Source organism: Paraburkholderia steynii, assembly GCF_900100565.1.
Classification (GTDB): domain Bacteria; phylum Pseudomonadota; class Gammaproteobacteria; order Burkholderiales; family Burkholderiaceae; genus Paraburkholderia; species Paraburkholderia terrae.
In genome coordinates this window covers 11,978-33,158 of sequence record NZ_FNDI01000052.1, presented here as the reverse complement: position 1 = coordinate 33,158, position 21,181 = coordinate 11,978, and the positions used below count along the sequence as shown (strand labels likewise).

At 62.9% G+C, this 21,181-nt stretch carries 18 protein-coding genes; 12 read left to right on the top strand and 6 right to left on the bottom strand.

Annotated elements, in window-relative coordinates:
• Nucleotides 1–149: 149 nt before the first annotated feature.
• Both BLT65_RS43970 and BLT65_RS43965 read left to right on the top strand, forming a co-directional pair.
• Nucleotides 150–488 carry a type II toxin-antitoxin system RelE/ParE family toxin gene (locus tag BLT65_RS43970; RefSeq protein WP_341865857.1) on the top strand — a complete coding sequence of 113 codons (339 nt, stop codon included), beginning with the start codon at nt 150–152 and terminating at the stop codon, nt 486–488.
• A complete protein-coding gene (locus BLT65_RS43965) occupies nt 472–813 on the top strand; it encodes an XRE family transcriptional regulator (protein ID WP_091790376.1) in 342 nt (113 codons plus the stop codon). The genes BLT65_RS43970 and BLT65_RS43965 overlap by 17 nt, the downstream gene beginning before the upstream one ends.
• A 15-nt stretch (nt 814–828) precedes the next feature.
• Here BLT65_RS43965 and BLT65_RS43960 read toward each other — a convergent pair whose 3' ends face one another.
• Complete coding sequence (locus BLT65_RS43960; protein WP_091790375.1) at nt 829–1,554, bottom strand: PepSY-associated TM helix domain-containing protein; 726 nt, start codon at nt 1,552–1,554, stop codon at nt 829–831.
• Between the two features lie 398 nt (nt 1,555–1,952).
• Between BLT65_RS43960 and BLT65_RS43955 the strand changes: the two genes are divergently transcribed.
• Nucleotides 1,953–3,950, top strand: a complete 1,998-nt coding sequence (locus BLT65_RS43955; protein ID WP_091790374.1) for a DUF3857 domain-containing transglutaminase family protein — start codon at nt 1,953–1,955, stop codon at nt 3,948–3,950.
• Between the two features lie 23 nt (nt 3,951–3,973).
• On the opposite strand, the gene BLT65_RS43950 is transcribed toward BLT65_RS43955, so the two are convergent.
• Nucleotides 3,974–5,005, bottom strand: a complete 1,032-nt coding sequence (locus BLT65_RS43950) for a serine/threonine protein kinase (protein ID WP_091790384.1) — start codon at nt 5,003–5,005, stop codon at nt 3,974–3,976.
• A gap of 116 nt (nt 5,006–5,121) precedes the next feature.
• Nucleotides 5,122–5,334 carry a hypothetical protein gene (locus BLT65_RS43945; protein ID WP_007582104.1) on the bottom strand — a complete coding sequence of 71 codons (213 nt, stop codon included), beginning with the start codon at nt 5,332–5,334 and terminating at the stop codon, nt 5,122–5,124.
• A 440-nt stretch (nt 5,335–5,774) separates the two neighbouring features.
• Between BLT65_RS43945 and BLT65_RS43940 the strand changes: the two genes are divergently transcribed.
• The 5 genes from BLT65_RS43940 to BLT65_RS43920 all read left to right on the top strand — a co-directional run bounded on the left by BLT65_RS43940 (nt 5,775) and on the right by BLT65_RS43920 (nt 13,672).
• On the top strand, nt 5,775–8,957 hold the full coding sequence (locus BLT65_RS43940) for an efflux RND transporter permease subunit (RefSeq protein WP_091790373.1): 3,183 nt from the start codon (nt 5,775–5,777) through the stop codon (nt 8,955–8,957).
• A gap of 59 nt (nt 8,958–9,016) precedes the next feature.
• Nucleotides 9,017–10,294: an efflux RND transporter periplasmic adaptor subunit gene (locus BLT65_RS43935; RefSeq protein WP_091790372.1), complete on the top strand. Its 1,278-nt coding sequence runs from the start codon at nt 9,017–9,019 to the stop codon at nt 10,292–10,294.
• An 11-nt stretch (nt 10,295–10,305) separates the two neighbouring features.
• The gene (locus BLT65_RS43930) at nt 10,306–11,796 is read left to right on the top strand and encodes an efflux transporter outer membrane subunit (RefSeq protein ID WP_091790383.1); all 1,491 of its coding nucleotides are present in this window, start codon (nt 10,306–10,308) and stop codon (nt 11,794–11,796) included.
• 139 nt (nt 11,797–11,935) lie between these two features.
• Nucleotides 11,936–13,210, top strand: a complete 1,275-nt coding sequence (locus BLT65_RS43925) for an MFS transporter (protein WP_091790371.1) — start codon at nt 11,936–11,938, stop codon at nt 13,208–13,210.
• A 279-nt stretch (nt 13,211–13,489) separates the two neighbouring features.
• Nucleotides 13,490–13,672 carry a hypothetical protein gene (locus tag BLT65_RS43920; RefSeq protein WP_007582094.1) on the top strand — a complete coding sequence of 61 codons (183 nt, stop codon included), beginning with the start codon at nt 13,490–13,492 and terminating at the stop codon, nt 13,670–13,672.
• 858 nt (nt 13,673–14,530) lie between these two features.
• Here BLT65_RS43920 and mgrA read toward each other — a convergent pair.
• Nucleotides 14,531–15,574, bottom strand: a complete 1,044-nt coding sequence (gene mgrA / locus BLT65_RS43915) for an L-glyceraldehyde 3-phosphate reductase (RefSeq protein WP_091790370.1) — start codon at nt 15,572–15,574, stop codon at nt 14,531–14,533.
• Between the two features lie 309 nt (nt 15,575–15,883).
• On the opposite strand from mgrA, the gene BLT65_RS43910 reads away from it, so the two are divergent.
• Nucleotides 15,884–16,084 carry a DUF3185 family protein gene (locus tag BLT65_RS43910; RefSeq protein WP_028363859.1) on the top strand — a complete coding sequence of 67 codons (201 nt, stop codon included), beginning with the start codon at nt 15,884–15,886 and terminating at the stop codon, nt 16,082–16,084.
• Between the two features lie 12 nt (nt 16,085–16,096).
• Here the strand turns inward: BLT65_RS43910 and BLT65_RS43905 are convergent, their stop codons facing one another.
• Nucleotides 16,097–16,858: a phytanoyl-CoA dioxygenase family protein gene (locus BLT65_RS43905; protein ID WP_091790369.1), complete on the bottom strand. Its 762-nt coding sequence runs from the start codon at nt 16,856–16,858 to the stop codon at nt 16,097–16,099.
• Between the two features lie 414 nt (nt 16,859–17,272).
• On the opposite strand from BLT65_RS43905, the gene BLT65_RS43900 reads away from it, so the two are divergent.
• On the top strand, nt 17,273–17,635 hold the full coding sequence (locus BLT65_RS43900) for a hypothetical protein (RefSeq protein WP_042304997.1): 363 nt from the start codon (nt 17,273–17,275) through the stop codon (nt 17,633–17,635).
• 224 nt (nt 17,636–17,859) lie between these two features.
• On the opposite strand, the gene metK is transcribed toward BLT65_RS43900, so the two are convergent.
• Nucleotides 17,860–19,047 (bottom strand): methionine adenosyltransferase, encoded by a 1,188-nt coding sequence (gene metK, locus BLT65_RS43895; RefSeq protein ID WP_007744723.1) that lies wholly within the window; start codon nt 19,045–19,047, stop codon nt 17,860–17,862.
• Between the two features lie 243 nt (nt 19,048–19,290).
• Here metK and BLT65_RS43890 point away from each other — a divergent pair, with 243 nt between their 5' ends.
• Both BLT65_RS43890 and dapF read left to right on the top strand, forming a co-directional pair.
• Nucleotides 19,291–20,205, top strand: coding sequence for a lipid A biosynthesis lauroyl acyltransferase (locus BLT65_RS43890; RefSeq protein ID WP_255221860.1), 915 nt, complete (start codon nt 19,291–19,293; stop codon nt 20,203–20,205).
• Between the two features lie 54 nt (nt 20,206–20,259).
• Complete coding sequence (dapF, locus tag BLT65_RS43885; protein WP_091790368.1) at nt 20,260–21,120, top strand: diaminopimelate epimerase; 861 nt, start codon at nt 20,260–20,262, stop codon at nt 21,118–21,120.
• Nucleotides 21,121–21,181 lie beyond the last annotated feature (61 nt).

The window sequence follows — 21,181 nt, the reverse complement described above, 5'->3', positions numbered from 1 at the left end:
CCCTAGCATCGAATTTTTGCGGACTACCACGTGGCTTCACGGTCGCGTCGTGACTCGTCCGCAGTCGCCACTATTCCCTTGACGGAATATTCCATGGAGGCTATATTTTCGATGACTTGGGACGTTGAGTACACCGATGCATTTCAGGCGTGGTGGGAGGGGCTGCGGAAGGCGGAGAGAGAGAGTCGATCGCGTCGACGATCCTCTTGCTCAAGGATCAAGGTCCCCAGCTGCCGTTCCCGTACTCCAGCAAGATCATAGGTTCGACAATAGGAAATCTGCGGGAACTACGAATTCAGCATCGCGGAAAGCCGTATCGAGTGTTGTATGTGTTCGATCCGCGACGCACTGCTGTATTACTGCTCGGCGGCGACAAGACTGGCCACGAACGTTGGTATCAACAGAACGTACCGCGAGCTGAAATCATCTATCGTGTGCACTTGCTGCGCACCACGCATGGAGGAGCCAAAGATGGCGAAAAAATTTGAAGAGCTCTGGCTGAAAATGCCGCCGGAATCACGCGCCCGTTCGGAAGCGATGGCGGAGAAACTTCGCGCCGCAATGCCCCTTCACGGCTTGCGTCAAGCGCGCGGCCTTTCTCAGGAAGCGCTCGCAAAGCGCCTCAACGTCAAGCAACCCAGTATCGCGAAACTCGAACAGCGCACGGACATGTATATCTCGACGCTGCGCGATCACATCCGCGCACTCGGCGGCGAGCTTGAAGTCATCGCGCGCTTTCCGGAAGGCGAGGTGAAGATCACCAACTTTGCGCAAATCGAAGACCCGAGCCGCGAAGAAGCGCAAGACGACTGACGGAGCACCAAACGCTCACATCAACCCACAAACCACCGCCGCCACGATCGACCCGCCAACCAGCACGACACCCACGGTCCGCCGCTTGTTGAGTTCCGTCCACAGCAGCACGCCCGTCAGCGACAGCAGAATCAGACTGCCCGCGATCGTATCGATCAACAGCACCCAGCCGACGCTCAACCCAACGCCCTTATGCAGGTTGTTCATCGTGCCGAGAAACGAGTTTTGCGTGCGCTTCACCGACACGAAGCCGTTGCCCACCCAATACTCGGCCTGCACGTTCTGCCCCGGCGCGGCGATCGCAATCTGCCAGAACTCCGGCTGCACGGCGCTTTGATCGCCCCACGCGACGGGGTGCGCAGGCTCGCGGCGCGCCCTGCCCGGCTTGCCATCGATATGCAGTTCGTCCTTCAGCCAGTGCGCCATGTCGCCGGGCGACTTGAAGCCTTTCTGCGGCAACGCAATCTGCAGCTGCTCGACCTGCGGCTCACCTGACGACACCTTCAGCGGTCCCGCACGGTGATTCAGCAGAAAGCCCGTCACGCCGAACAGCAGCCCGAGCACGGCGCCCCATAGCCCGACCCAGCCATGCACCTTGCGCAGCCACTTGATGAAATTCGCCCGTCGCGAGCGCTGGCGTCGCGCGGCCAGCTCGTCTGCATCCAGTTGCTGGGCGCCAGCAGCGGGCATCATGCCCGCGCGGGCAGCAGGCTTCAGTTCGATCGATTCGGGCGCGTTCATCGTGTTCCTGGCAAAACGGGTCGTGCGTCGCTGGCGTGAGGCGACGTTGGAATGGAAACTGGAAATGCCGTTCCGGAGCGGAACGACGGATGCCCGAAGCGTGCTTACCGTGTGACAGATGGCAGCTATGGCATTCCGGGTAAAAGCAGGATGGTCATCGAAGAGCTGGCTGGCTGCTTTGCCACGAGGAGAAAGATGACAATTAGCTGGCGACGCCCTTCAGATGAGAATAACTATCATTACACAGAATGTGATTTCTTTCAATCCCGAAGGTTTGAGCCAACTTCCGGAAATTGTTGCCGTTGTGTGCGGTTTGCCCGCTTGACACAAACGTCGTGTGATTTTGAAGTGTGAGATGCGACAGAACTAGACCAATTCCTTCGGACGCCTGATTCCCCATGCGCCTTTTCACGATCTTCCGTATCGCGATGGCTGCTTGCGCCTTTTTCACAGGCGCGGCCCGCGCCGCCGACCAGGCGGCTAACAACGCAGGCCTGTCCACACTGAACGCAGCAACCGCCGCACCCGTCGAGCCGTACACGAACGAACGCGAAACCCAGACCTTCACGGTGAACGCGGACGGCTCCTATACGAAGGTCGACGAAATGACGCTGCGCGTGAACAACGAGGCGGGCGTCGCGCGTGTTGCGCAGTACTACATCTGGTTCAACCGCAACATGGCGAGCGTCGACGTTCTGGAGGCGTACACGACATCCGCCGACGGCACGCGCCACGACGTGCGCCCCGAGCAGATTCGCGACGTGCAAGAAGCGCGATCGTTCGACGCGCCGATGTTCCAGGACATCCTCGAAAAGGTGATCGTGTTTCCCGCCGTCGAGCCGGGTGCGCGGGTGTACCTGAAGTATCGGAAGACGCAGATGCAGCCGATCGTGCCGGGCCATTTCAGCGACTTCACACCGCCCGATCTCGCGCCGACTCATAACTTCCGTCTCGTCTACGATCTGCCCGCTGACAAGCCGCTTTATGCAGACGCGCGCGGCTTCACCGCACTGCCGCCATCGACGAAGGACGGCCGCACGCGTTATGAGTTCCGCTACGACAAGGCGCATTTCGCGCGTCTCGAATATGGATCGATTGCGTACGTGAGCTATGGCGACCGGCTGATGGTCTCGACGTTTCCCGACTACGCCGCGTTCGCCGCGAAGTACCGTGAATCGGCCGTCGATGCGAGCGGCAGCGATCCGGCAATCGTCGGACTGGCCCGCTCGCTCACCGCCGGCGATCAGACGCCGCGCGCAAAAGCCAGGACGCTCTACAACTGGGTCCGCAAGAATGTGCGCTACGTCGCCGTCAATATCGGACGCGGCGCCGTCGTGCCGCATCGCGCGACGGAAATCCTCGCGCTGCGTTATGGCGACTGCAAGGACCACGTCGCGCTGTATGGCGCGCTGCTCGACGCCATCGGCATTCGCAACGAGCCCGCGCTGATCAGCAGCGGCACGATCTACACGCTGCCCGACGTGCCCGGCTACGGCGTGCTGAATCACGTGATCACGTGGCTGCCCGAGCTTCAGCTATACGCCGATTCGACCGCGCCGAACGTCGAGTTCGGCTATCTGCCGTCCACCGACATGAACCGCCCCGTCGTGCTCGTCAACGAAGGCGTGCTGTCGCGCACACCGTCGACGGCCACGATGTCACGCACCACCGATCTGTCGATCAACGTCGCGCACGATGGCTCCGCGACCTTCGTCTACCGGCTGGAGTCCGCAGGTTGGGCCGCAGAACAGGGACGCGCGCTTTTGCGGATGCAAACGCCTGCGCAGCGCGAAGAGTCGCTCCAGGCGGAACTGCGTTTCGTGAACCTCTCGGGCACAGCAACGCTATCGACCAGCAACCTCAACGCGACAGACGGCCCTCTGTCGCTCACGATGAAAGGCAAGCTCGAAGACTTCGTCGTGCCTGGCACAGCCGCGTCGATTCCGGCACTCACGAGCTTCGTCGGCGGGTTTCAGTCGGACGCGCGCTACTGGCTCGGCGAGCGGCAGCGCACACAGCCTTTCGTGTGTCGCAATGTCGAGTTGCACGAGCGCACGCAGATTGCACTGCCTGCAAATTTTCGCGTGCTAGATATGCCGGAAGCAATGGCCGCGCGAGACCGCTTCATCGACTATCGCTCGACCTATTCGTACGACGCGAGCGCAAATGTCATCACTGTGACGCGCGACGGGACCACACGTTTTGGCAGCGAAGTCTGCTCGCCTGAAGATTTCACGCAGATGCGCGCGGGCATCGAAACGATCGGCCGCGACGTGCGCGCGCAAGTGATCGTACGTTCGACGCTTGTGGATGTGGCACGCGGCGCTTCATCGACGCTATCGGTGCCGTCGCGCGTGATCGCCGGTTCGCCAGCCCGCGTTCAATCCGCAGACTGACGACCGAGACACCTGCTCACGAATCACACTGGCCAGAGCGGCCCTTCCTGCATCGCGCCGATCTGCTCGCGCAACTCGAGAATGCGGTCTTCCCAATAGCGTTGCGAGTTGAACCACGGAAACGCGACAGGAAACGCCGGGTCGTCCCAACGACGCGCGAGCCACGCCGAGTAGTGAATCAGCCGCAAGGTCCGCAACGCTTCGATCAGATGCAGTTCGCGCTGATCGAAGTCGCAGAAGTCCTCATAGCCTGCGAGCAGATCCGTCAACGCGCGTGACGCCTCGTTGCGTTCGCCCGGCAACAACAGCCACAGATCCTGAATGGCGGGGCCCATGCGGCTGTCGTCGAAATCGACGAAATGCGGGCCTGCGTCGGTCCACAGGACATTGCTCGGATGACAGTCGCCGTGCATGCGCAACTGGCGCACGTCACCGGCGCGTTCGAAGGCCTGCTCGACGCCTTCCAATGCCATGCTCACAACCGCTTCCCACGCAACCCGCACGTCAGCGGGCACGAAGTCTTGAGAGAGCAGATAGTCGCGCGGCTCGTAGCCGAAGGTTTGAATGTCGAGCGTCGGGCGCGCCGCGTAGTTCACCGTCTGACCAACCGCGTGAATGCGCCCGATAAACCGGCCAAGCCATTCGAGCGTGTCCTTGCGGTCGAGATCGGGCGCACGGCCGCCGCGCCGTTCGAAGATGGAAAAGCGAAAGCCGTCGAATGTGTGCAGCGTGCGGCCATCGAGCGTGCGCGCCGGCACGGCGGGAATCTCTCGCTCGCACAGTTCCGCGACGAATGCGTGCTCTTCGAGAATTGCTTCGTCGGTCCAGCGCTCCGGCCGATAGAACTTCACGACGACAGGCGGCCCGTCTTCGACGCCGACCTGATACACGCGATTCTCGTAGCTGTTGAGCGGCAGCATGCGCCCATCCGTACGCACGCCTACCGTGTCGAGCGCGCTATCGAGCGCGTCCAGCACGACTTCGGGCGTGAGGCGGGCGAAGGGAACGGCGTGGCCGTCCTGCGGAGTGGGAATCTCGGGAGTGTCTTCGTTCATGCCCGCATTGTGCGCCGTGCCGCGAGCAAAAACGAGCGCCAGTGTCACTCGCGATGCGTCGACCGCTCAGCGGCGCCGCATCTCGTCAATCACGACAGCAGGCAGGAAGACCGCGATCAATGTATCTGCGCGCCAGCGGGGCGGACGAATTCGCCCGTGTCGATCAGATCCTCGAGGAAAAAGGGTTCCGTGTTCAGTATCTTCGACGTCCCCGGCTCGCCGGCGTACCACGCCACCATCGCCATGTCGCCGAGAATGCGCATCACGATCCCGCGTGCGCCTTGTGGCACGGCGATATGCACGGATCGAACAATAGAACCGACTTGCATGATGTTTCCCCGTTCTCCCAATTGCCGGCTTGTTTGGGACTGCGCCGGTCAACGTGATGATAAAAGCGCCGCAACATCCGAGTGGTTGCGTACGCACCTGAATCCTAAAAACCAGGGGCCAGGATCGACTCGCATCCCATCCGGCGCACATGCGCCGATGCGAACCCCTGAGCCCCATTGTTGCCCTTTTGGGCGCTTTGGCAAAGTAAAAAGTAAGGCCTCGTGAGGCATCCGTTCCGTCAATTCGACTTACGAAACCCTAACTGTAACGACCCGTAACAGGCCCATCATAAACCGGACCGCACGGTAGTCTCAAAAATGTCGATGTAAGCTACGATACGCGTTATATTCCAGTCGCGCACGCCCGGCCGGGCCGCCGTCGCGCAATGCTCGCTGCCGCCAGAAGCAGCGGCCCCCGCCCTCATCGGACCGCCCTTTTCATGTGGATCGTTCGTCTCGCGCTGCGGCGCCCCTATACGTTTGTCGTGCTCGCGCTGCTGCTGCTGATCATCGGCCCGCTGACGATCCTGCGCACGCCTACCGACATCTTCCCGAACATCGACATTCCCGTGCTGTCGGTGATCTGGACGTACAACGGCCTGCCTGCCGACGAGATGGAAAAGCGCATCGTGCTGAACTACGAGCGCGGGCTGTCCGTCGCGGTGAACGATATCGAGCACGTCGAATCGACTTCGCTGAACGGTATCGCCGTCGTCAAGATCTTCTTTCAGCCGCACGCGAACATCAACGAAGCGCTCGCACAAGTCACGGCGCTGTCGCAAACGCAGCTGCGTTCGCTGCCGCCCGGCATCACGCCGCCGAACATACTGCGCTACAACGCATCCACCGTGCCCATCCTGCGGCTGTCGCTGTCGTCGCCGTCGCTCACCGAACAGGAGCTCTTCGACTACGGTAATAACTTCCTGAAGACGCAGCTCGCGACCGTGCCGGGCGCGTCGGCGCCGCTGCCGTACGGCGGCAAGCAGCGTCAGATCATGGTCGATATCGATTCGCGCAAGCTGCAGGAGCGCAACCTGTCGCCGATGGACGTGGTGAATTCGATCACCGCGCAGAACCTGATCGTGCCGACGGGCACCGCGAAAATCGGTTCGACGGAATACTCGGTGCAGTTGAATGCGAGCCCCGATTCGCTCGCAGGACTGAACAACATTCCCATCAAATCGGGGCCAAACGGCACCGTCTATATTCGCGACGTCGCGCATGTGCGCGACGGTTATCAGCCGCAGACCAACATCGTGCGCGTGGACGGCCAGCGCGCATCGCTCTTGACCATCAACAAGAGCGGCAATACATCCACTCTGGAAATCGTCGATCGCATCAAAACCATGATGCCGGCGCTGCGCAATCTCGTGCCCGAGTCGCTGAACATCGATCCCGTCGCGGACCAGTCGCTGTTCGTGCGCGCGTCGGTGCAAGGCGTGCTGCGCGAAGCGCTGATCGCCGCATGCCTGACGGGCCTGATGATTCTGCTGTTCCTCGGCAACTGGCGCGCAACGCTGATCATCGCGGTGTCGATTCCGCTGTCGATGATCACCTCGATCATCGCGCTGTCCGCGCTCGGCGAGACGATCAACATCATGACCTTGGGCGGGCTAGCGCTCGCCGTCGGTATTCTCGTCGACGACGCAACAGTCGCGATCGAGAACATCAGTCATCAGCTCGAACAGGGCAAGAATCTCGAACAGGCGATTCTCGACGGCGCGCATCAGATCGCCATTCCAACGCTGGTTTCCACGCTGTCGATCTGTATCGTGTTCGTGCCGATGTTCCTGCTGACGGGCGTCGCGCACTATCTGTTCATCCCGCTCGCCGAAGCGGTCGTGTTCGCGATGCTGGCTTCGTACTTCTTCTCGCGAACGCTGGTGCCGACGCTCGCGAAGTATCTGCTGCGCCATCACCATCGTCCCGCCGACTTCCATCATTCGCACGAGACGCGCAACCCGTTCATGCGCGTACACCTCGCGTTCGAGCGCGGCTTTGCGACTCTGCGCGGGCGTTATCGTGAGTTTCTCGTGGCGCGCGTCGCGCGGCCCGGCATCTTCGTGTCGGGCTTTCTCGCGTGCTGTCTGCTGTCGCTGCTGCTGATGCCGTTCCTTGGCCGCGACTTCTTTCCTGCCGTCGATGCCGGCACGATCGCACTGCATCTGCGCGCGAAAACGGGCATGCGCGTCGAAGAAACGGCCGTCGTCACCGATCGCGTCGATGCGCGCATCCGCGAACTGATCCCGCGCGATGAACTGCATTCGATCATCGACAACATCGGCTTGCCCGTATCGGGTATCAACCTGTCGTACAGCGCGACGGGCACGATCGGCACGTCGGATGCCGACATCCTGATCAGCCTGAACCCCGATCACAAGCCGACGGCCGAATACGTGCGCAAATTGCGCCGCACGCTCACCGACGAATTCCCCGGCGTGCAGTTCGCGTTCCTGCCCGCGGACATCGTCAGCCAGACGCTGAACTTCGGCATGCCGTCGCCGATCGACATTCAGATTGTGGGGCGCGACGTGGCGGGCAATCGTGCGTTCGCCGCGATGCTGCTCGACAAACTGCGCGCGATACCGGGTTTTGCGGATGCGCGCATCCAGCAGCCGTCCGACCTGCCACGCATCTTCGTCGACGTCGACCGCACGCGCGCGCAACAGGCGGGCTTCACGCAGCGCGACGTCGCGAGCAATCTGCTGATCACGCTGTCGGGCAGCCAGCAGACGACGCCGACGTTCTGGCTCAATCCGCGCAATGGCGTCAGTTACAACGTGATCACGGAAGCGCCGCAATACACGATCGATTCGCTGCAATCGCTCGCGAACATTCCGCTGAACGCGAACGGCCACACGAACATCCTCGGCGCGCTGTCGACGATGCGGCGCGAAGCCGGCAACGCCGTGCTCACGCACTACAACGCGCAAACCACAATCGATATCTACGGCACCGCTGACGGCCGCGATCTCGGCGCCGTCTCCGACGATATCCAGAAGATCATCGCCGACACCAAGGCACAATTGCCGAAGGGCTCGTCGATCGAACTGCGCGGCCAGGTGCAGACGATGAACGACTCGTTCTCGGGCCTCTTCACCGGCCTCGTGTTCGCGATCGTGCTGGTGTATCTGCTCATCGTCGTGAACTTCCAGTCGTGGCTCGATCCGTTCATCATCATCACGGGTTTGCCGGGCGCACTGGCGGGCATCGTGTGGATGTTGTTCCTCACGCATACCACGCTGTCCATTCCGGCGTTGACGGGTGCGATCATGTGTATCGGCATCGCGACGGCGAACTCAATTCTGGTCGTCAGCTTCGCGCGCGAGCAGTTGCTCGAACATGGCGACGCAACGCGCGCCGCCATCGAAGCGGGCTTCACGCGCTTTCGTCCCGTGCTGATGACGGCCCTCGCGATGGTAATCGGCATGGTGCCGATGGCGATCGGCCTCGGCGAAGGCGGCGAGCAGAATGCGCCGCTCGGGCGCGCGGTGATCGGCGGCTTGACCATCGGCACGATTGCGACGCTGGTGTTCGTGCCCGTGGTGTTTTCGATGATCTATCGACGACTGTCGGAAAGACGCGCACGCGCCGCCGCGCATGTCGTCCAGAAGCCGCAATAAGGTGGCCGACGTGGCCACGGTCATAACAACGATGCGCAAGCACAGTATCTGGAGTTCTGATGGAAGGGAATCGTCCTGATGAGTCCGCGCCGCACGGGGAAGGCCCGCGCAGCTCATCGAAACGTTCGCGCTGGATCGTAATCGGCGCGGCGATCGTCGTGCTGGCGCTCGCTGCGCAGGGTATCTGGTCGCGTCACGACGCGCAGGCCGCACTCGAACGCGACGCGCAGCATTCCGCGCAACTGAGCGTCGAAGTGGTGAAGCCGCAGAAATCCGCGGCGGCGCTCGATCTCGTGCTGCCCGGCAACGTGCAGGCGTTTCTCGATACGCCGATCTACGCGCGCACCAACGGCTATGTGAAGAAGTGGTACGCGGATATCGGCGCGCGCGTGAAGGCGGGGCAACTGCTCGCTGAAATCGACACGCCCGAAGTCGACGATCAGTTGAAAGCGGCGAGCGCCGATCTGGCCAACGCACAAGCGACCTACACGCTCGCCAAAAGCACCGCAGACCGCTGGTCGGAGATGCTTCGCAGCAATTCCGTTTCGAAGCAGGAAACCGACGAAAAGGTCGGCGACATGCTCGCGAAGAAAGGCACGCTCGATGCGGCGCGTTTCAACGTCGCGCGGCTCGAAAAGATGCAGTCGTTCCAGAAGGTCTACGCACCGTTCGACGGCATCGTGACCGCGCGCAATGTCGATGTCGGCGCACTGATCGATGCGGGCAGCTCGGGCGGCCCGGCGAAGGAACTGTTCCATGTCGCGCAGGCTGACCGGCTGCGCGTCTACGTGAACGTGCCGCAGGCATACGCGCAGGATGTGAAGGCGCAGCAGAGCGCGTTTCTGACGCTCACCGAAACGCCGGCGAAGCACTATCCCGGCACGGTCGCGCGCACGTCGGGCGCCGTCGATCAACAGCAGCGCACGATGCTGGTCGAAGTCGATGTCGACAACCGCAACGGCGATCTGCTGCCAGGCGCTTATGCGCAGGTCCACTTCGCGCTGAAGTCGCAGGCCGCCGCGCCGTACACGCTGCCGGGTAACGCGTTCCTGTTCCGTCCCGACGGCGTGAAAGTCGCGACCGTCGATGCGCAGCAACGCGTGAAGCTCGTCAAGGTCGCGCTCGGCACCGACTACGGCACGCGCGTCGCCATTGCCTCCGGGCTGACGGGCGACGAGCAGGTGATTCTGAATCCGCAGGATTCGATCGTCGACGGCGCGGCGGTGCGTATCGTGCATCCGAAAGCGGGCGGCGCGGCGGGTGCGTCCGGTGCTTCGGGCGCCTCTAGCGGCTCGTCTTCGCCGCAAAGCGAGCAGACCGCAAAGGCACAAGAGTGAGCACGTATCGTATGCGTCTTCGTTCGGTGGCTTTCGCGCTGATGAGCGCGAGTCTCCTTGCCGCGTGTACGGTCGGCCCCGACTACAAGCGGCCCGCTGCAACGACGGCCGCCACCTACAAGGAACTCGAAGGCACAGGCTGGAAAACGGCCGAGCCCGCCGACGCGCGTATCCGCAGCGCCTGGTGGGAGGTCTACAACGACCCTGCGCTGAACGCACTCGAACAACAGGTCGCCAGTGCGAACCAGAACGTGCAGGCTGCGCAGGCGCGTTTTCGCGCAGCGCGCGCGCAGGTCGAGCAGTTCCGCTCGCAGTTCTTCCCCGTCGTCACCGCGAACGGCGGCTACTCGCGCGCGCGGTCGTCGGAGAACGTGAAGTTCAAATCGACGGCGGGCAAGACGCTCGACGACTGGATCGTCGGTGCCGACGCGACGTGGGAACCCGATTTGTGGGGCCGCGTGTCGCGCAGCGTCGAAGGCGCGCGCGCGAACGCGCAGGCAAGCGCCGCCGATGCGCAAAGCGCGCTGCTGTCGATGCAGGCCGAACTCGCGACGGACTACTTCGAACTGCGCGGCATCGACCGCGAAAAGCAACTGCTCGACGATACGATCGCCGCCTACAAGGAAGCCGTCGAACTCACGCAGAACCGCTACAAGGGCGGCATCGCCACCGACGCCGACGTCGCGCAGGCGCAGACACAGTTGCGCACGACGCAGGCGCAGGCGATCGATCTCGGCGTGCAGCGCGCGCAGCTCGAACACGCGATCGCGATCCTGATCGGCCAGACGCCGTCGACGTTCTCGCTGCCTGTTGCGCCGCTCGTCGCCGTGCCCGCCGTCGCGCCTGTCGGCGTACCGTCGACGCTGCTCGAGCGGCGGCCCGACATCGCCGCCGCCGAGCGGCAGATGGTCGATCTGAATGCGCAGATCGGCGTCGCGACGGCGGCGTATTTTCCGAATCTGATTTTGTCGGTGACGGGCGGGTTGGAGGCGACCAATTTCAGTGACTGGCTGCTTGCGCCGGCCCGCTTCTGGTCGCTCGGGCCGACGCTCGCCGGCACGCTGCTCGACTTCGGCGGACGCGCCGCGAAAAAAGCCGAAGCGCAGGCGAACTACGACGAAGGTATCGCGCAGTATCGGCAGACAGTGCTGACGGCGTTCGGCCAGGTCGAAGACAACATCGCGGCCTTGCGGGTGCTCGAACAGGAGGCGCAGGCTCAGGACGACGCCGTCTCGGCCGCGCAACGCTCGCTCGCGATCGTGTCGAACCGCTACAAGAACGGTGCGATCACGTATCTCGACGTGGTGGTCGCGCAAACGACGGCGCTCACCAACGAGCGCCAGGCGGTCTCGATCGCGCGCCGCCGGATGGCCGCGAGCGTCGCGCTGATCAAGGCGCTCGGCGGCGGCTGGGACGCGACTTCGTTGCCCACCGACGAACAGCTCACGCATCCCGACGCCACCGATCAGCCCGCCAGCGCGCCCGGCGCGACGCGCGGCTGACACGGCTCGCGTTCCTTTTCTGTTGCCGGATTCGACGACGTGGGACGCGCAATCGGCGTATCGTTGACCCTTCGCGCTGATTGCACGCATTTGCTGCGCGCGTCTCTGCGTCGTTTCAATCGTTTCCGGGAGTTTTGTTGTGACCGCATCGTCGGACCCGAGTCGGCCCGCTGATTCATCGTCTTTCGCTTCATCCTCTTCTGCTTCCTCCACCGGCGCGCCGTATCTCGAGCGCGGCACGCGCGCCTACTGGCGCGCCAGTCTCGCGCTGCTGTTCGCCGGCTACGCGACGTTCTCGCTGCTCTATTGCGTGCAGCCGCTATTGCCCGCGTTCTCCGCTTCATTCGACGTCAGCCCCGCGCAAAGCAGTCTGTCGTTGTCGCTGACGACGGCGGCGCTCGCGCTCGCCGTGTTCATCGCGGGCTTCGTGTCGGAGGGATGGAGCCGCCATCGGCTGATGACGGCTTCGCTCACCGCTTCTTCGCTGCTGACGCTCGCGGTCGCGTTCACGCCGCAGTGGCACGCGCTGTTGTTGCTGCGCGCGCTCGAAGGGCTTGCGCTCGGCGGCGTGCCCGCCGTCGCGATGGCCTATCTCGCGGAGGAAGTGCATCCCGACGGCCTCGGCCTCGCGATGGGCCTGTACGTGGGCGGCACGGCGATCGGCGGGATGGCGGGGCGTGTGATTACGGGCGTCGTCGCGGATCTGTTCTCGTGGCGCGCGGCGATCGGTACGATCGGCGTGCTCGGCATTCTGTCGATGCTCGCGTTCCGCTCGTTGCTGCCGCCGTCGCGCCATTTCGTCCCGCGCCGCGGACTTGGCTTTTCGCATCACCGCACGGCGCTCGTGAAGCATCTAGGACGGCCCGGTTTGCCGCTGCTGTTTCTGATGGGCTTCGTGCTGATGGGTAGCTTCGTCACGCTCTACAACTACATCGGCTACCGCTTGCTCGCGCCGCCGTTCGGACTGAGTCAGACGGCTATCGGCGGGATATTCGTCGTGTATCTGACGGGCGTGGTCGCGTCGCCGTGGTCGGGTCGCATGGCCGATACGTTCGGGCGCGGGCGCGTGCTGATCGGCAGCATCGTCATCATGCTGTGCGGTTTGCTGTTGACCGTCACGCAGTCGCTTGCGTTGATCGCGTGTGGGATTGCTTGCGTGACCTTCGGCTTCTTCGCTGGGCACGCGGTGGCGAGCGGCTGGGTCGGCCGCATCGCGAAGGAAGCGAAAGGCCAGGCGGCTGCGCTGTATCTGCTCGCGTATTACCTCGGATCGAGCATCGTCGGCTCGTACGGCGGGCGTGTGTGGGCGGCTTATGCGTGGACGGGGGTGGCTGCGCTCGTCGGCGGATTGCTGGTGATCGGCATACTGGCGTCGGCGCGGCTGCGGGCTCGCGAGCGCGTCGGCATGGCGTAGGCGTTACGCGGCGTTCCTCCAATGAACGATAAGTCCGCCCGCGTTTCCACCGATAAAGCGCATATTCAGAAAGGTCGGCGTAAGCGGGCGTTCGCACGGTGCGGAATTTCGCGCGTCGCTGTGATGATGGCGCAAAGCCTTGTCCCGCTTGGCTGCGCATCGCGAGGGACAGAAGCCCGCGTGCGCTTTAGCCCACAATACGCGTCGATAGCGTCTCCTATACTGGTACCAGGCGCGCCGCATGCAGTCGCGTCGGACGAGTACACAAAGGAGACAGGCATGCACTACTTCACGATCGGTGATTTCATTCTGGTCATTCCGATGGCGTTGGCCGGGGCGCTGTTCCTGGGCGCGCTGCCCTGCAAAACCGAGTTCAGGCATAACACGCTGCGTGTTCTTGGTGCGCTGCTGGGTGTGGTGTTTGCGGTCGTGCTGGTGGAGGGGCTGCCTGCGCTGGTGTAGCGGTTTGCTTTTGTTTTTTTGTGTTCATTTTTGCATTTGCGCTGGCATGCGGAGGGCGGTGTTTGCTGCGCAAGCTGTCTGGTTTTTTGGGCTTTGCGCTGGCATCCGCGAGTTGTTATCGAGCTTCAGGCGTCGCCCCTGTGCGGGGCGGCACCTACTTTTCTTTGCCGCCGCAAAGAAAAGTAGGCAAAAGAAAGCGGCTAACACCGCCAGCCCATCTTCCTATCCACGGGCCCCCAACGTCCCCACGCTTCACACGGCAACGCCCTTGTTCGCGAGCGTTGCCAACGCTTCGAATAGACGCCTCACCCGCTTCAAATACCCGTACTCAGGCAAGCGGCAGCGAACGCTATATGCCGCCCAGGTGGCAAACTGTGTGTAGGTTATCGCGTCGTATGCGTTAGCGCTCTTACAAGGTGGTGCGCGCGCGCTATCGGTCTGGAGTGATGCGTGTGGAGCACAGGGGGCCGACACACAGTTTGCCACCTGGGCGGCGGTGGACTATCTGGCGCGGCGTGATGTAGTGCTGGCGCGTGAAGCGGGTGAGGCGCACATCAAGAGCGCTGGCAACCAACGCGGAACAAGCAGGTTGCCGTGTGAAGCGTAAGAACCTTCGGGGGCCCTCAGGCAGGAAGAAATGTTGGCGGTGTTAGCCGCTTTCTTTTGCCTACTTTTCTTTGCGGCGGCAAAGAAAAGTAGGTGCCGCCCCGCACAGGGGCGACGCTTGAAGCAAGCTAGCGCAACGCGGATGCCAGCGCAAAACACATGCAAACCAGACAGCTTGCGCAGCAAACACCACCGCCCTCAGGATGCCAGCGAAAGCAAAAACCAAAAAACTGAGCACCCCTGCTCAACCCTTTAGATATGCTGATCCGTCGACGGCTTCTCCCACAAATTCACGCTACCTTCCGTCGCATAGTGATCGATCTCGGCAAGCTCTTCCGCCGTGAACGACAGATTCTTCAGCGCAGCGACATTCTCGCGAACCTGCTCGGCCTTGCTCGCGCCGATCAGCGCCGACGTCACGCGCGGATCGCGCAGCGTCCATGCGAGCGCCATCTGCGCGAGGCTCTGACCGCGACGCTGCGCGATGTCGTTGAGCTTGCGCACGCGCTCGATGTTCTGCTCGCTCAGATGCTCCTGCTTCAGCGAGCCGCCGCCCGCCTTGTTGACGCGCGCGTCCTGCGGCACGCCGTTCAGGTACTTGCCCGTCAGCACGCCTTGAGCGAGCGGCGTGAACGCGATCGCGCCCGAGCCGGTTTCTTCCAGCGCGTCGAGCAGTTCCTCTTCGATCCAGCGGTTCAGCATGTTGTACGCTGGCTGATGGATCAGCAACGGCACCTTGTATTCGGCCAGCAGCTTCGCCATTTCGCGCGTCTTCTGCGCGGAGTACGACGAAATGCCGATATACAGCGCCTTGCCCTGCTGAACGGCGCTCGCGAGCGCGCCCGCCGTTTCTTCGAGCGGCGTGTCGACGTCGAAGCGGTGCGAATAGAAAATGTCGACGTAGTCGAGACCCATGCGCTGCAGGCTCTGGTCGAGGCTCGCGAGGATGTACTTGCGCGAGCCGCCGCCCTGGCCGTACGGGCCGGGCCACATGTCCCAGCCGGCCTTTGACGAGATCAGCAGTTCGTCGCGATACGGCTTGAAGTCATCCTTGAAGATGCGGCCAAAGTTGGTTTCCGCGCTGCCATACGGCGGCCCATAGTTGTTCGCGAGGTCGAAGTGCGTAATGCCGAGATCGAACGACGTGCGCAGGATGTCACGCTGCGTCGAGATCGGCGTGGTGTCGCCGAAGTTGTGCCACAGGCCGAGCGACAGCGCCGGCAGTTTGAGACCTGACTTGCCGCTAACGCGGTACTGCATGTCCGAATAGCGTGCTGAAGCTGCTTCGTAAGCCATTGATGGTGTCCTTGTCGAGAACAGGAGTGGAGTCTGCGATGCGACGCGCGCATCGCGTGAATAATGCGTGTTTGTTGTAATTGATGATGCCTTGTAGCGAAGCGCCGCCTTGCAGATGGCATACACGGATATCCGCGATTTGATACCGGTATCACACCGGCGCGCAATCACGCAGCAGCGGCCCAACACGCTATGTTAGCCAATCGCCGCGCTTGCTGCAGACGCCCACATTGCGGGAAGCGAACATGGACTCGGCGCCGCCCATCACCTAGACTTTCGGCCACCGTAATCCATCGACAAGGAGTGTTCATGACCAAAGCGATCTCGCTCGCATTGATCGTCGGCGGCGTGGTGCTGCTGTACTTCGGCGGCCAGTCGTTTCATTCGTTCAGCAACGACGTGTCGCGCGTGTTCACCGGCTCACCGACCAACAAGACCATCTTCCTGATCGCAGGCGGCATCGTCGCGACGCTCGCCGGATTGATCGGGCTCGCGTCGTCGAAGCGCTAAAACGCTGAAGGCTCAGAACGCGACTTCGGGCTTGGACGCGGAGCGTGTGCCCGGCAGTGGCACGTTGCTCGCGCCGTGATAGGTGAAGACCAGCGAGAACTTCACCTGATCGGACAGGTTCTTGCCAGCCGAATGCAGCGTGTTGCAGTGGAAGAAGACGACGTCGCCCGCCTTCAATGTGGGCGACACCGCTTTCTGGATCAATGCGTCGTTCTCGGGAAGATCGGAGCGGAAAAACTTCGCGTCGTCGAAACGGTCCGACGTGAACGCCGCTGAGTGCGAGCCGGGCACGAACCAGAGCGCGCCGTTATCGACGGTTTCGTCGCCGAGCGCGAGCCACACCGACACCAGATCGTCCCGCTCGAACGACCAGTAACGCACGTCGCGATGCCAGCCCGTCAGGCTGCCGTACGCGGGATGCTTGGTCATCATGCAGTTGTGATGCGCGCGCGACAGGCGCGGCTCTTCGCCGAAATACAGTTCCATCCAGCCGCGAATCTCAGGCGCCGTCGCCCAGGCGGCAAAATGCGGATGACGCGCGTACGCGTCCAGCAACCGCCGCACCGTATGTCCGCCCGGCGCATGCTTCGACTCCGGCGCGCCCGGATAGCGCAGGTCCGCTTCGAATTCGACGGGATCGGCGGCTTCCTGCAACTGCTGGCGCGCGATCTGTTTCATCTCAGCGCAGCGCTCGGGCGTGATGAGACCCGGGACGATGACATAACCCTGATCCCGCAGCACCTGGATCTGCTCTTTCTTCGAATGGACTGACATGGACGTTCCGTTCAGCTAGCGTTCGTTCGACAACGGCTTCTCATTGTAAAACGGGCACGATCGTACCGGCGTCAGTCATGCGTTTCTCTTGCGCCCGACGTGCAATCGGGACGGGCGAAGCTGCACGCCGGATGGGCAGCTATGCACGTTCGTCGAGCGCAAAGGGAGCGATCGTGCGGGCTTCATCCTCGTAAAAACCCTGATCCCTCCGGACTTTCGACGGTCACGAATCACGTGTAGCCTGTCGTGCATGTCGATTGCAACACACGCTATCCCGCTATCGGCACGGCCATTCGCAGCCGCTGCTGATTCATTCCGTCTTTCCTCAGGCTATTGCGTCCCACTCGCTGGCATGGATGGTGCTGCTTTTGCCGCACCTTTCGTCGCGTGTCACGTCGCCTGATTCCTAAAGCCATGCACAGCCCATTGAGCACTCGCATCACCCACGCGTTCAACGCCGCACGTCCGGCACGCCGCCATGTGGCGCGCGCCCTGCGTCACCATACCGCGCGCACGCGCGCGCTCGCCGAGCAACTGCGCGACGCGAAACCTGTCGATAACGTGCGCACCTGGTTCCGCACCTTTTTCAGCGCACTGAGCCTGCAAGGCGCGTCTCGGCGCTTCTCGCTGCGCACGCTGCTGCGAAATCCGGCGCCTGTGCGGATGCTCGGCGTGTCGCCGCGCGCCGCCAAGCCCGCGAGCGTGGCGCATCCGACGAGCCGCCGTCCGCGCCGTCTGTCGGTGACGAGCGAAGGTTGGTTCGCGTTTGCGCGCTGAGCGCGCGCCCGTTCGTTTTCGCGTTCGTATGAGATAGATGCGCCGCTGCGGCCATTAGTGCGTCGTGGCGCGCGTGATCCGCGCACGCGGCTCGCACGAAACCGTCACACCAAAACAAAACGCCCTGCACGCGCTTCTCAGCGCATGCAGGGCGTTTTCGCTTCCTGCCATCTGAACCAGCACACCGCGCGACAATCAGCCGCGCGGCGTACTCAAAGCTTCACTCAAGCGAGCGCGGCAACCGGCTCCGTGCCGGCGGCTTCTGCCAGCGCGAGTGCCTTGTCGGTCGCTTCCCACGAGAATTCCGGCTCTTCGCGGCCAAAGTGGCCGTAAGCCGCCGTCTTTTCGTAGATCGGGCGCAGCAGGTCGAGCATCTGGACGATGCCCTTCGGACGCAGATCGAAGTGTTCCTGAACCAGACGCGTGATCGTCGCATCCGACACGCGGCCCGTGCCAAACGTGTTGACCATCACCGAAGTGGGCTGTGCCACGCCGATTGCGTACGACACCTGGATCAGCGCGCGCGAGGCGAGGCCCGCCGCGACGATATTCTTCGCGACATAGCGGCCAGCGTAAGCAGCCGAGCGGTCGACCTTCGACGGGTCCTTGCCCGAGAACGCGCCGCCGCCGTGCGGAGCCGCGCCGCCGTACGTATCGACGATGATCTTGCGGCCCGTCAGACCGCAGTCGCCCTGCGGGCCACCGATCACGAACCGGCCGGTCGGGTTCACGAGGAACTTGATGTCGCCCTTGATCAGATCAGCGGGCAGCGTCGGCTTGATGATCTCTTCGATCACGGCTTCGCGCAGTTGCGCGAGTTCCATTTCCGGTGCGTGCTGCGTCGACAGAACGACGGTGTCGATCGAATGCGGCTTGCCGTCGACGTAGCGAACGGTAACCTGCGACTTCGCGTCCGGGCGCAGCCAGGGCAGACGGCCGTCGCGGCGCAGATTGGCCTGACGCTCGACGAGGCGGTGCGACAGGTAGATCGGCAGCGGCATCAGTTCGGGCGTTTCGTCACATGCGTAGCCGAACATCAGGCCCTGGTCGCCAGCGCCCTGGTCGAGGTTGTTGTCGTGCGCACGGTCGACGCCTTGCGCGATATCCGGCGATTGCTTGTCGTACGCGACGAGCACCGCGCAGCCGCGGTAGTCAATGCCGTAGTCGGTGTTGTCGTAGCCGATGCGCTTGATCGTATCGCGCGCGACCTGGATGTAATCGACGTTGGCCGTCGTGGTGATTTCACCCGCCAGCACGACGAGACCCGTGTTGCACAGCGTTTCCGCGGCAACGCGCGAGTATTTGTCCTGGGCGAGGATCGCGTCGAGGATGGCGTCCGAGATCTGGTCGGCGACCTTGTCCGGATGGCCTTCGGAGACGGATTCAGAAGTGAAGAGGTAGTCGTTAGCCACGTTACAGGCTCCCTTATTGGTTACGGTTGAGTTTCACGTAGCCTGCTTCGAGCCTGAAGCGGCGACGCTTTAGCGGATTTCCTGACCGTCGGCCGGCTATCTGAAAGATAAGCGTCCGTCGGCTTCGCCCCGCAAGTTGTCTATTAACTCGGCGAAGCCCTTATTATAGCGACTTCTTTCTTTTGTCACAGAGTGTCTGCGCGTGCGGTATATCGACTCTTTTGTTGTTTTTCTTTACCCGGCGTGGTCTCGCGCACAAATTGGAGCCACCGCATGCTGAGCCGACTGGGCGTCACCCTCGCTATCGGCCTGCTCAAGCTGTTTGCTTTGCTGCCGTATGGCTTCGTCGCGCGTCTGGGCGACGGCCTCGGCTGGCTGCTCTATCAGATTCCGAGCCGCCGCCGCCGCATCGTCCACATCAACCTGAAGCTGTGCTTCCCCGAGTGGAGCGACGAGCGCCGCGAGGAAGTCGCGCAAAAGCACTTCCGGCACGCGATCCGCAGCTATCTCGAACGCAGCGTGCAGTGGTTCGGCTCGGCGAAAAAGCTTGAAAAACTGATCCAGCTGGACAGCGAAATCGACCTGACCGACCCGAATCTGCCGCCCACGCTGTTTCTGGGTTTCCACTTCGTCGGTATCGAGGCGGGTTCGATCTTCCTCAACTATTCGCTGAAGCGCCCGTGCGGCTCGCTGTATCAGCCGATGTCGAACCCGCAGCTCGAAGCCGTGGCGAAAGCGCAGCGTGGCCGCTTCGATGCCGAAATGGCCAGCCGCGCCGACAGCGCGCGCATCGTGCTGCGCTGGCTGCGCGATCGCAAGCCGGTGATGCTCGGCGCCGACATGGACTACGGCATGCGCAATTCGACCTTCGTGCCGTTCTTCGGCGTGCCGACCTGCACGCTGACGGCCGTCGGGCGCCTCGCGAAAGTCGGGCGCGCGCAGGTCGTGCCGTTCATCGGCGAAGTGCTGCCGAACTACAAGGGTTACCGGCTGAGGGTGTTCAAGCCGTGGGACAACTACCCCACGGGCGACGACGACGCCGACGCCCGCCGCATGAACGAGTTTCTCGAAGAGCAGATTCCGCGCATCCCCGAGCAGTATTACTGGGTCCACAAGCGCTTCAAGACGCGCCCGCCCGGCGATCCGAGTTTTTACTGAAGCGCGGCGGCGCACAGTGGGCGAGAGGTCCGGCCAGTCACTTACAATAGCGGCATGAAACTGAAATTCACCAAGATGCACGGCGCGGGCAACGATTTCGTCGTGCTCGACGGCTACACGCAACCGCTCAACCTGACGGAAGCGCAGGTGCGCGCGCTCGCGAGCCGGCATTTCGGCGTCGGCGCGGACCAGCTGCTGGTGGTCGAGAAGCCGACCGTCGAAGGCGTCGATTTCAGATACCGCATCTTCAATTGCGACGGCGGTGAGGTCGAGCACTGCGGCAACGGCGCGCGCTGCTTCGTCAAGTTCGTGCGCGACACGCGCCTCACCGACAAGCAAAGCGTGCGTGTACAGGTCCAGAAAGGCGTCATCACGCTGACCATGCAGGCGAACGGCGAAGTCGTCGTCGATATGGGCGCGCCCGTGTTCGAGCCGGCTCAGGTGCCATTCGACGCAAGCGGACTCGATGCGCGCCGCGAAGGCAACGACACGCTCTATCCGCTCGACGTCAACGGCGCGACGCGCTGGGTGTCGGTCGTGTCGATGGGTAATCCGCACGCCGTGCAGATCGTGGACGACGTCGAGGCGTTCCCCGTGCTGGCCGACGGTCCCGTGATCGAAAACCATCCGCGCTTCCCGCAGCGGGTCAACGCGGGCTTTATGCAGATCGTCAGCCGCAGCGAGATCAAGCTGCGTGTCTACGAGCGCGGCGCGGGCGAAACGCTCGCGTGCGGCACGGGCGCCTGCGCGGCCGTCGCGGCAGGCATCCGCCGCGGCTTGCTGGACGCGCCCGTCAAGGTACACACGCACGGCGGCACGCTGACCATCACGTGGGACGGCGAGCCCGCGTCGCCGCTGATGATGGCAGGCCCAGCCGCCACCGTGTTCGAAGGCGAAATAGAGCTGGCCGACTGAATGCATCACCGCCATGCGGAGGCTGGACCGCGTGGCGCGGCAGCAAGACAGCAACGAAGCG

Bases quoted from the DNA above. Each gene is read 5' to 3' on its own strand.
- BLT65_RS43955 (WP_091790374.1), top strand. From the start codon at position 1,953: ATGCGCCTTTTCACGATCTTCCGTATCGCGATGGCTGCTTGCGCCTTT.
- BLT65_RS43945 (WP_007582104.1), bottom strand. From the start codon at position 5,334: ATGCAAGTCGGTTCTATTGTTCGATCCGTGCATATCGCCGTGCCACAA.
- BLT65_RS43900 (WP_042304997.1), top strand. From the start codon at position 17,273: ATGCACAGCCCATTGAGCACTCGCATCACCCACGCGTTCAACGCCGCA.
- BLT65_RS43935 (WP_091790372.1), top strand. From the start codon at position 9,017: ATGGAAGGGAATCGTCCTGATGAGTCCGCGCCGCACGGGGAAGGCCCG.
- BLT65_RS43965 (WP_091790376.1), top strand. From the start codon at position 472: ATGGCGAAAAAATTTGAAGAGCTCTGGCTGAAAATGCCGCCGGAATCA.
- BLT65_RS43950 (WP_091790384.1), bottom strand. From the start codon at position 5,005: ATGAACGAAGACACTCCCGAGATTCCCACTCCGCAGGACGGCCACGCC.
- BLT65_RS43930 (WP_091790383.1), top strand. From the start codon at position 10,306: ATGCGTCTTCGTTCGGTGGCTTTCGCGCTGATGAGCGCGAGTCTCCTT.
- BLT65_RS43940 (WP_091790373.1), top strand. From the start codon at position 5,775: ATGTGGATCGTTCGTCTCGCGCTGCGGCGCCCCTATACGTTTGTCGTG.
- BLT65_RS43920 (WP_007582094.1), top strand. From the start codon at position 13,490: ATGCACTACTTCACGATCGGTGATTTCATTCTGGTCATTCCGATGGCG.
- BLT65_RS43960 (WP_091790375.1), bottom strand. From the start codon at position 1,554: ATGAACGCGCCCGAATCGATCGAACTGAAGCCTGCTGCCCGCGCGGGC.
- mgrA (WP_091790370.1), bottom strand. From the start codon at position 15,574: ATGGCTTACGAAGCAGCTTCAGCACGCTATTCGGACATGCAGTACCGC.
- BLT65_RS43905 (WP_091790369.1), bottom strand. From the start codon at position 16,858: ATGTCAGTCCATTCGAAGAAAGAGCAGATCCAGGTGCTGCGGGATCAG.
- dapF (WP_091790368.1), top strand. From the start codon at position 20,260: ATGAAACTGAAATTCACCAAGATGCACGGCGCGGGCAACGATTTCGTC.
- BLT65_RS43910 (WP_028363859.1), top strand. From the start codon at position 15,884: ATGACCAAAGCGATCTCGCTCGCATTGATCGTCGGCGGCGTGGTGCTG.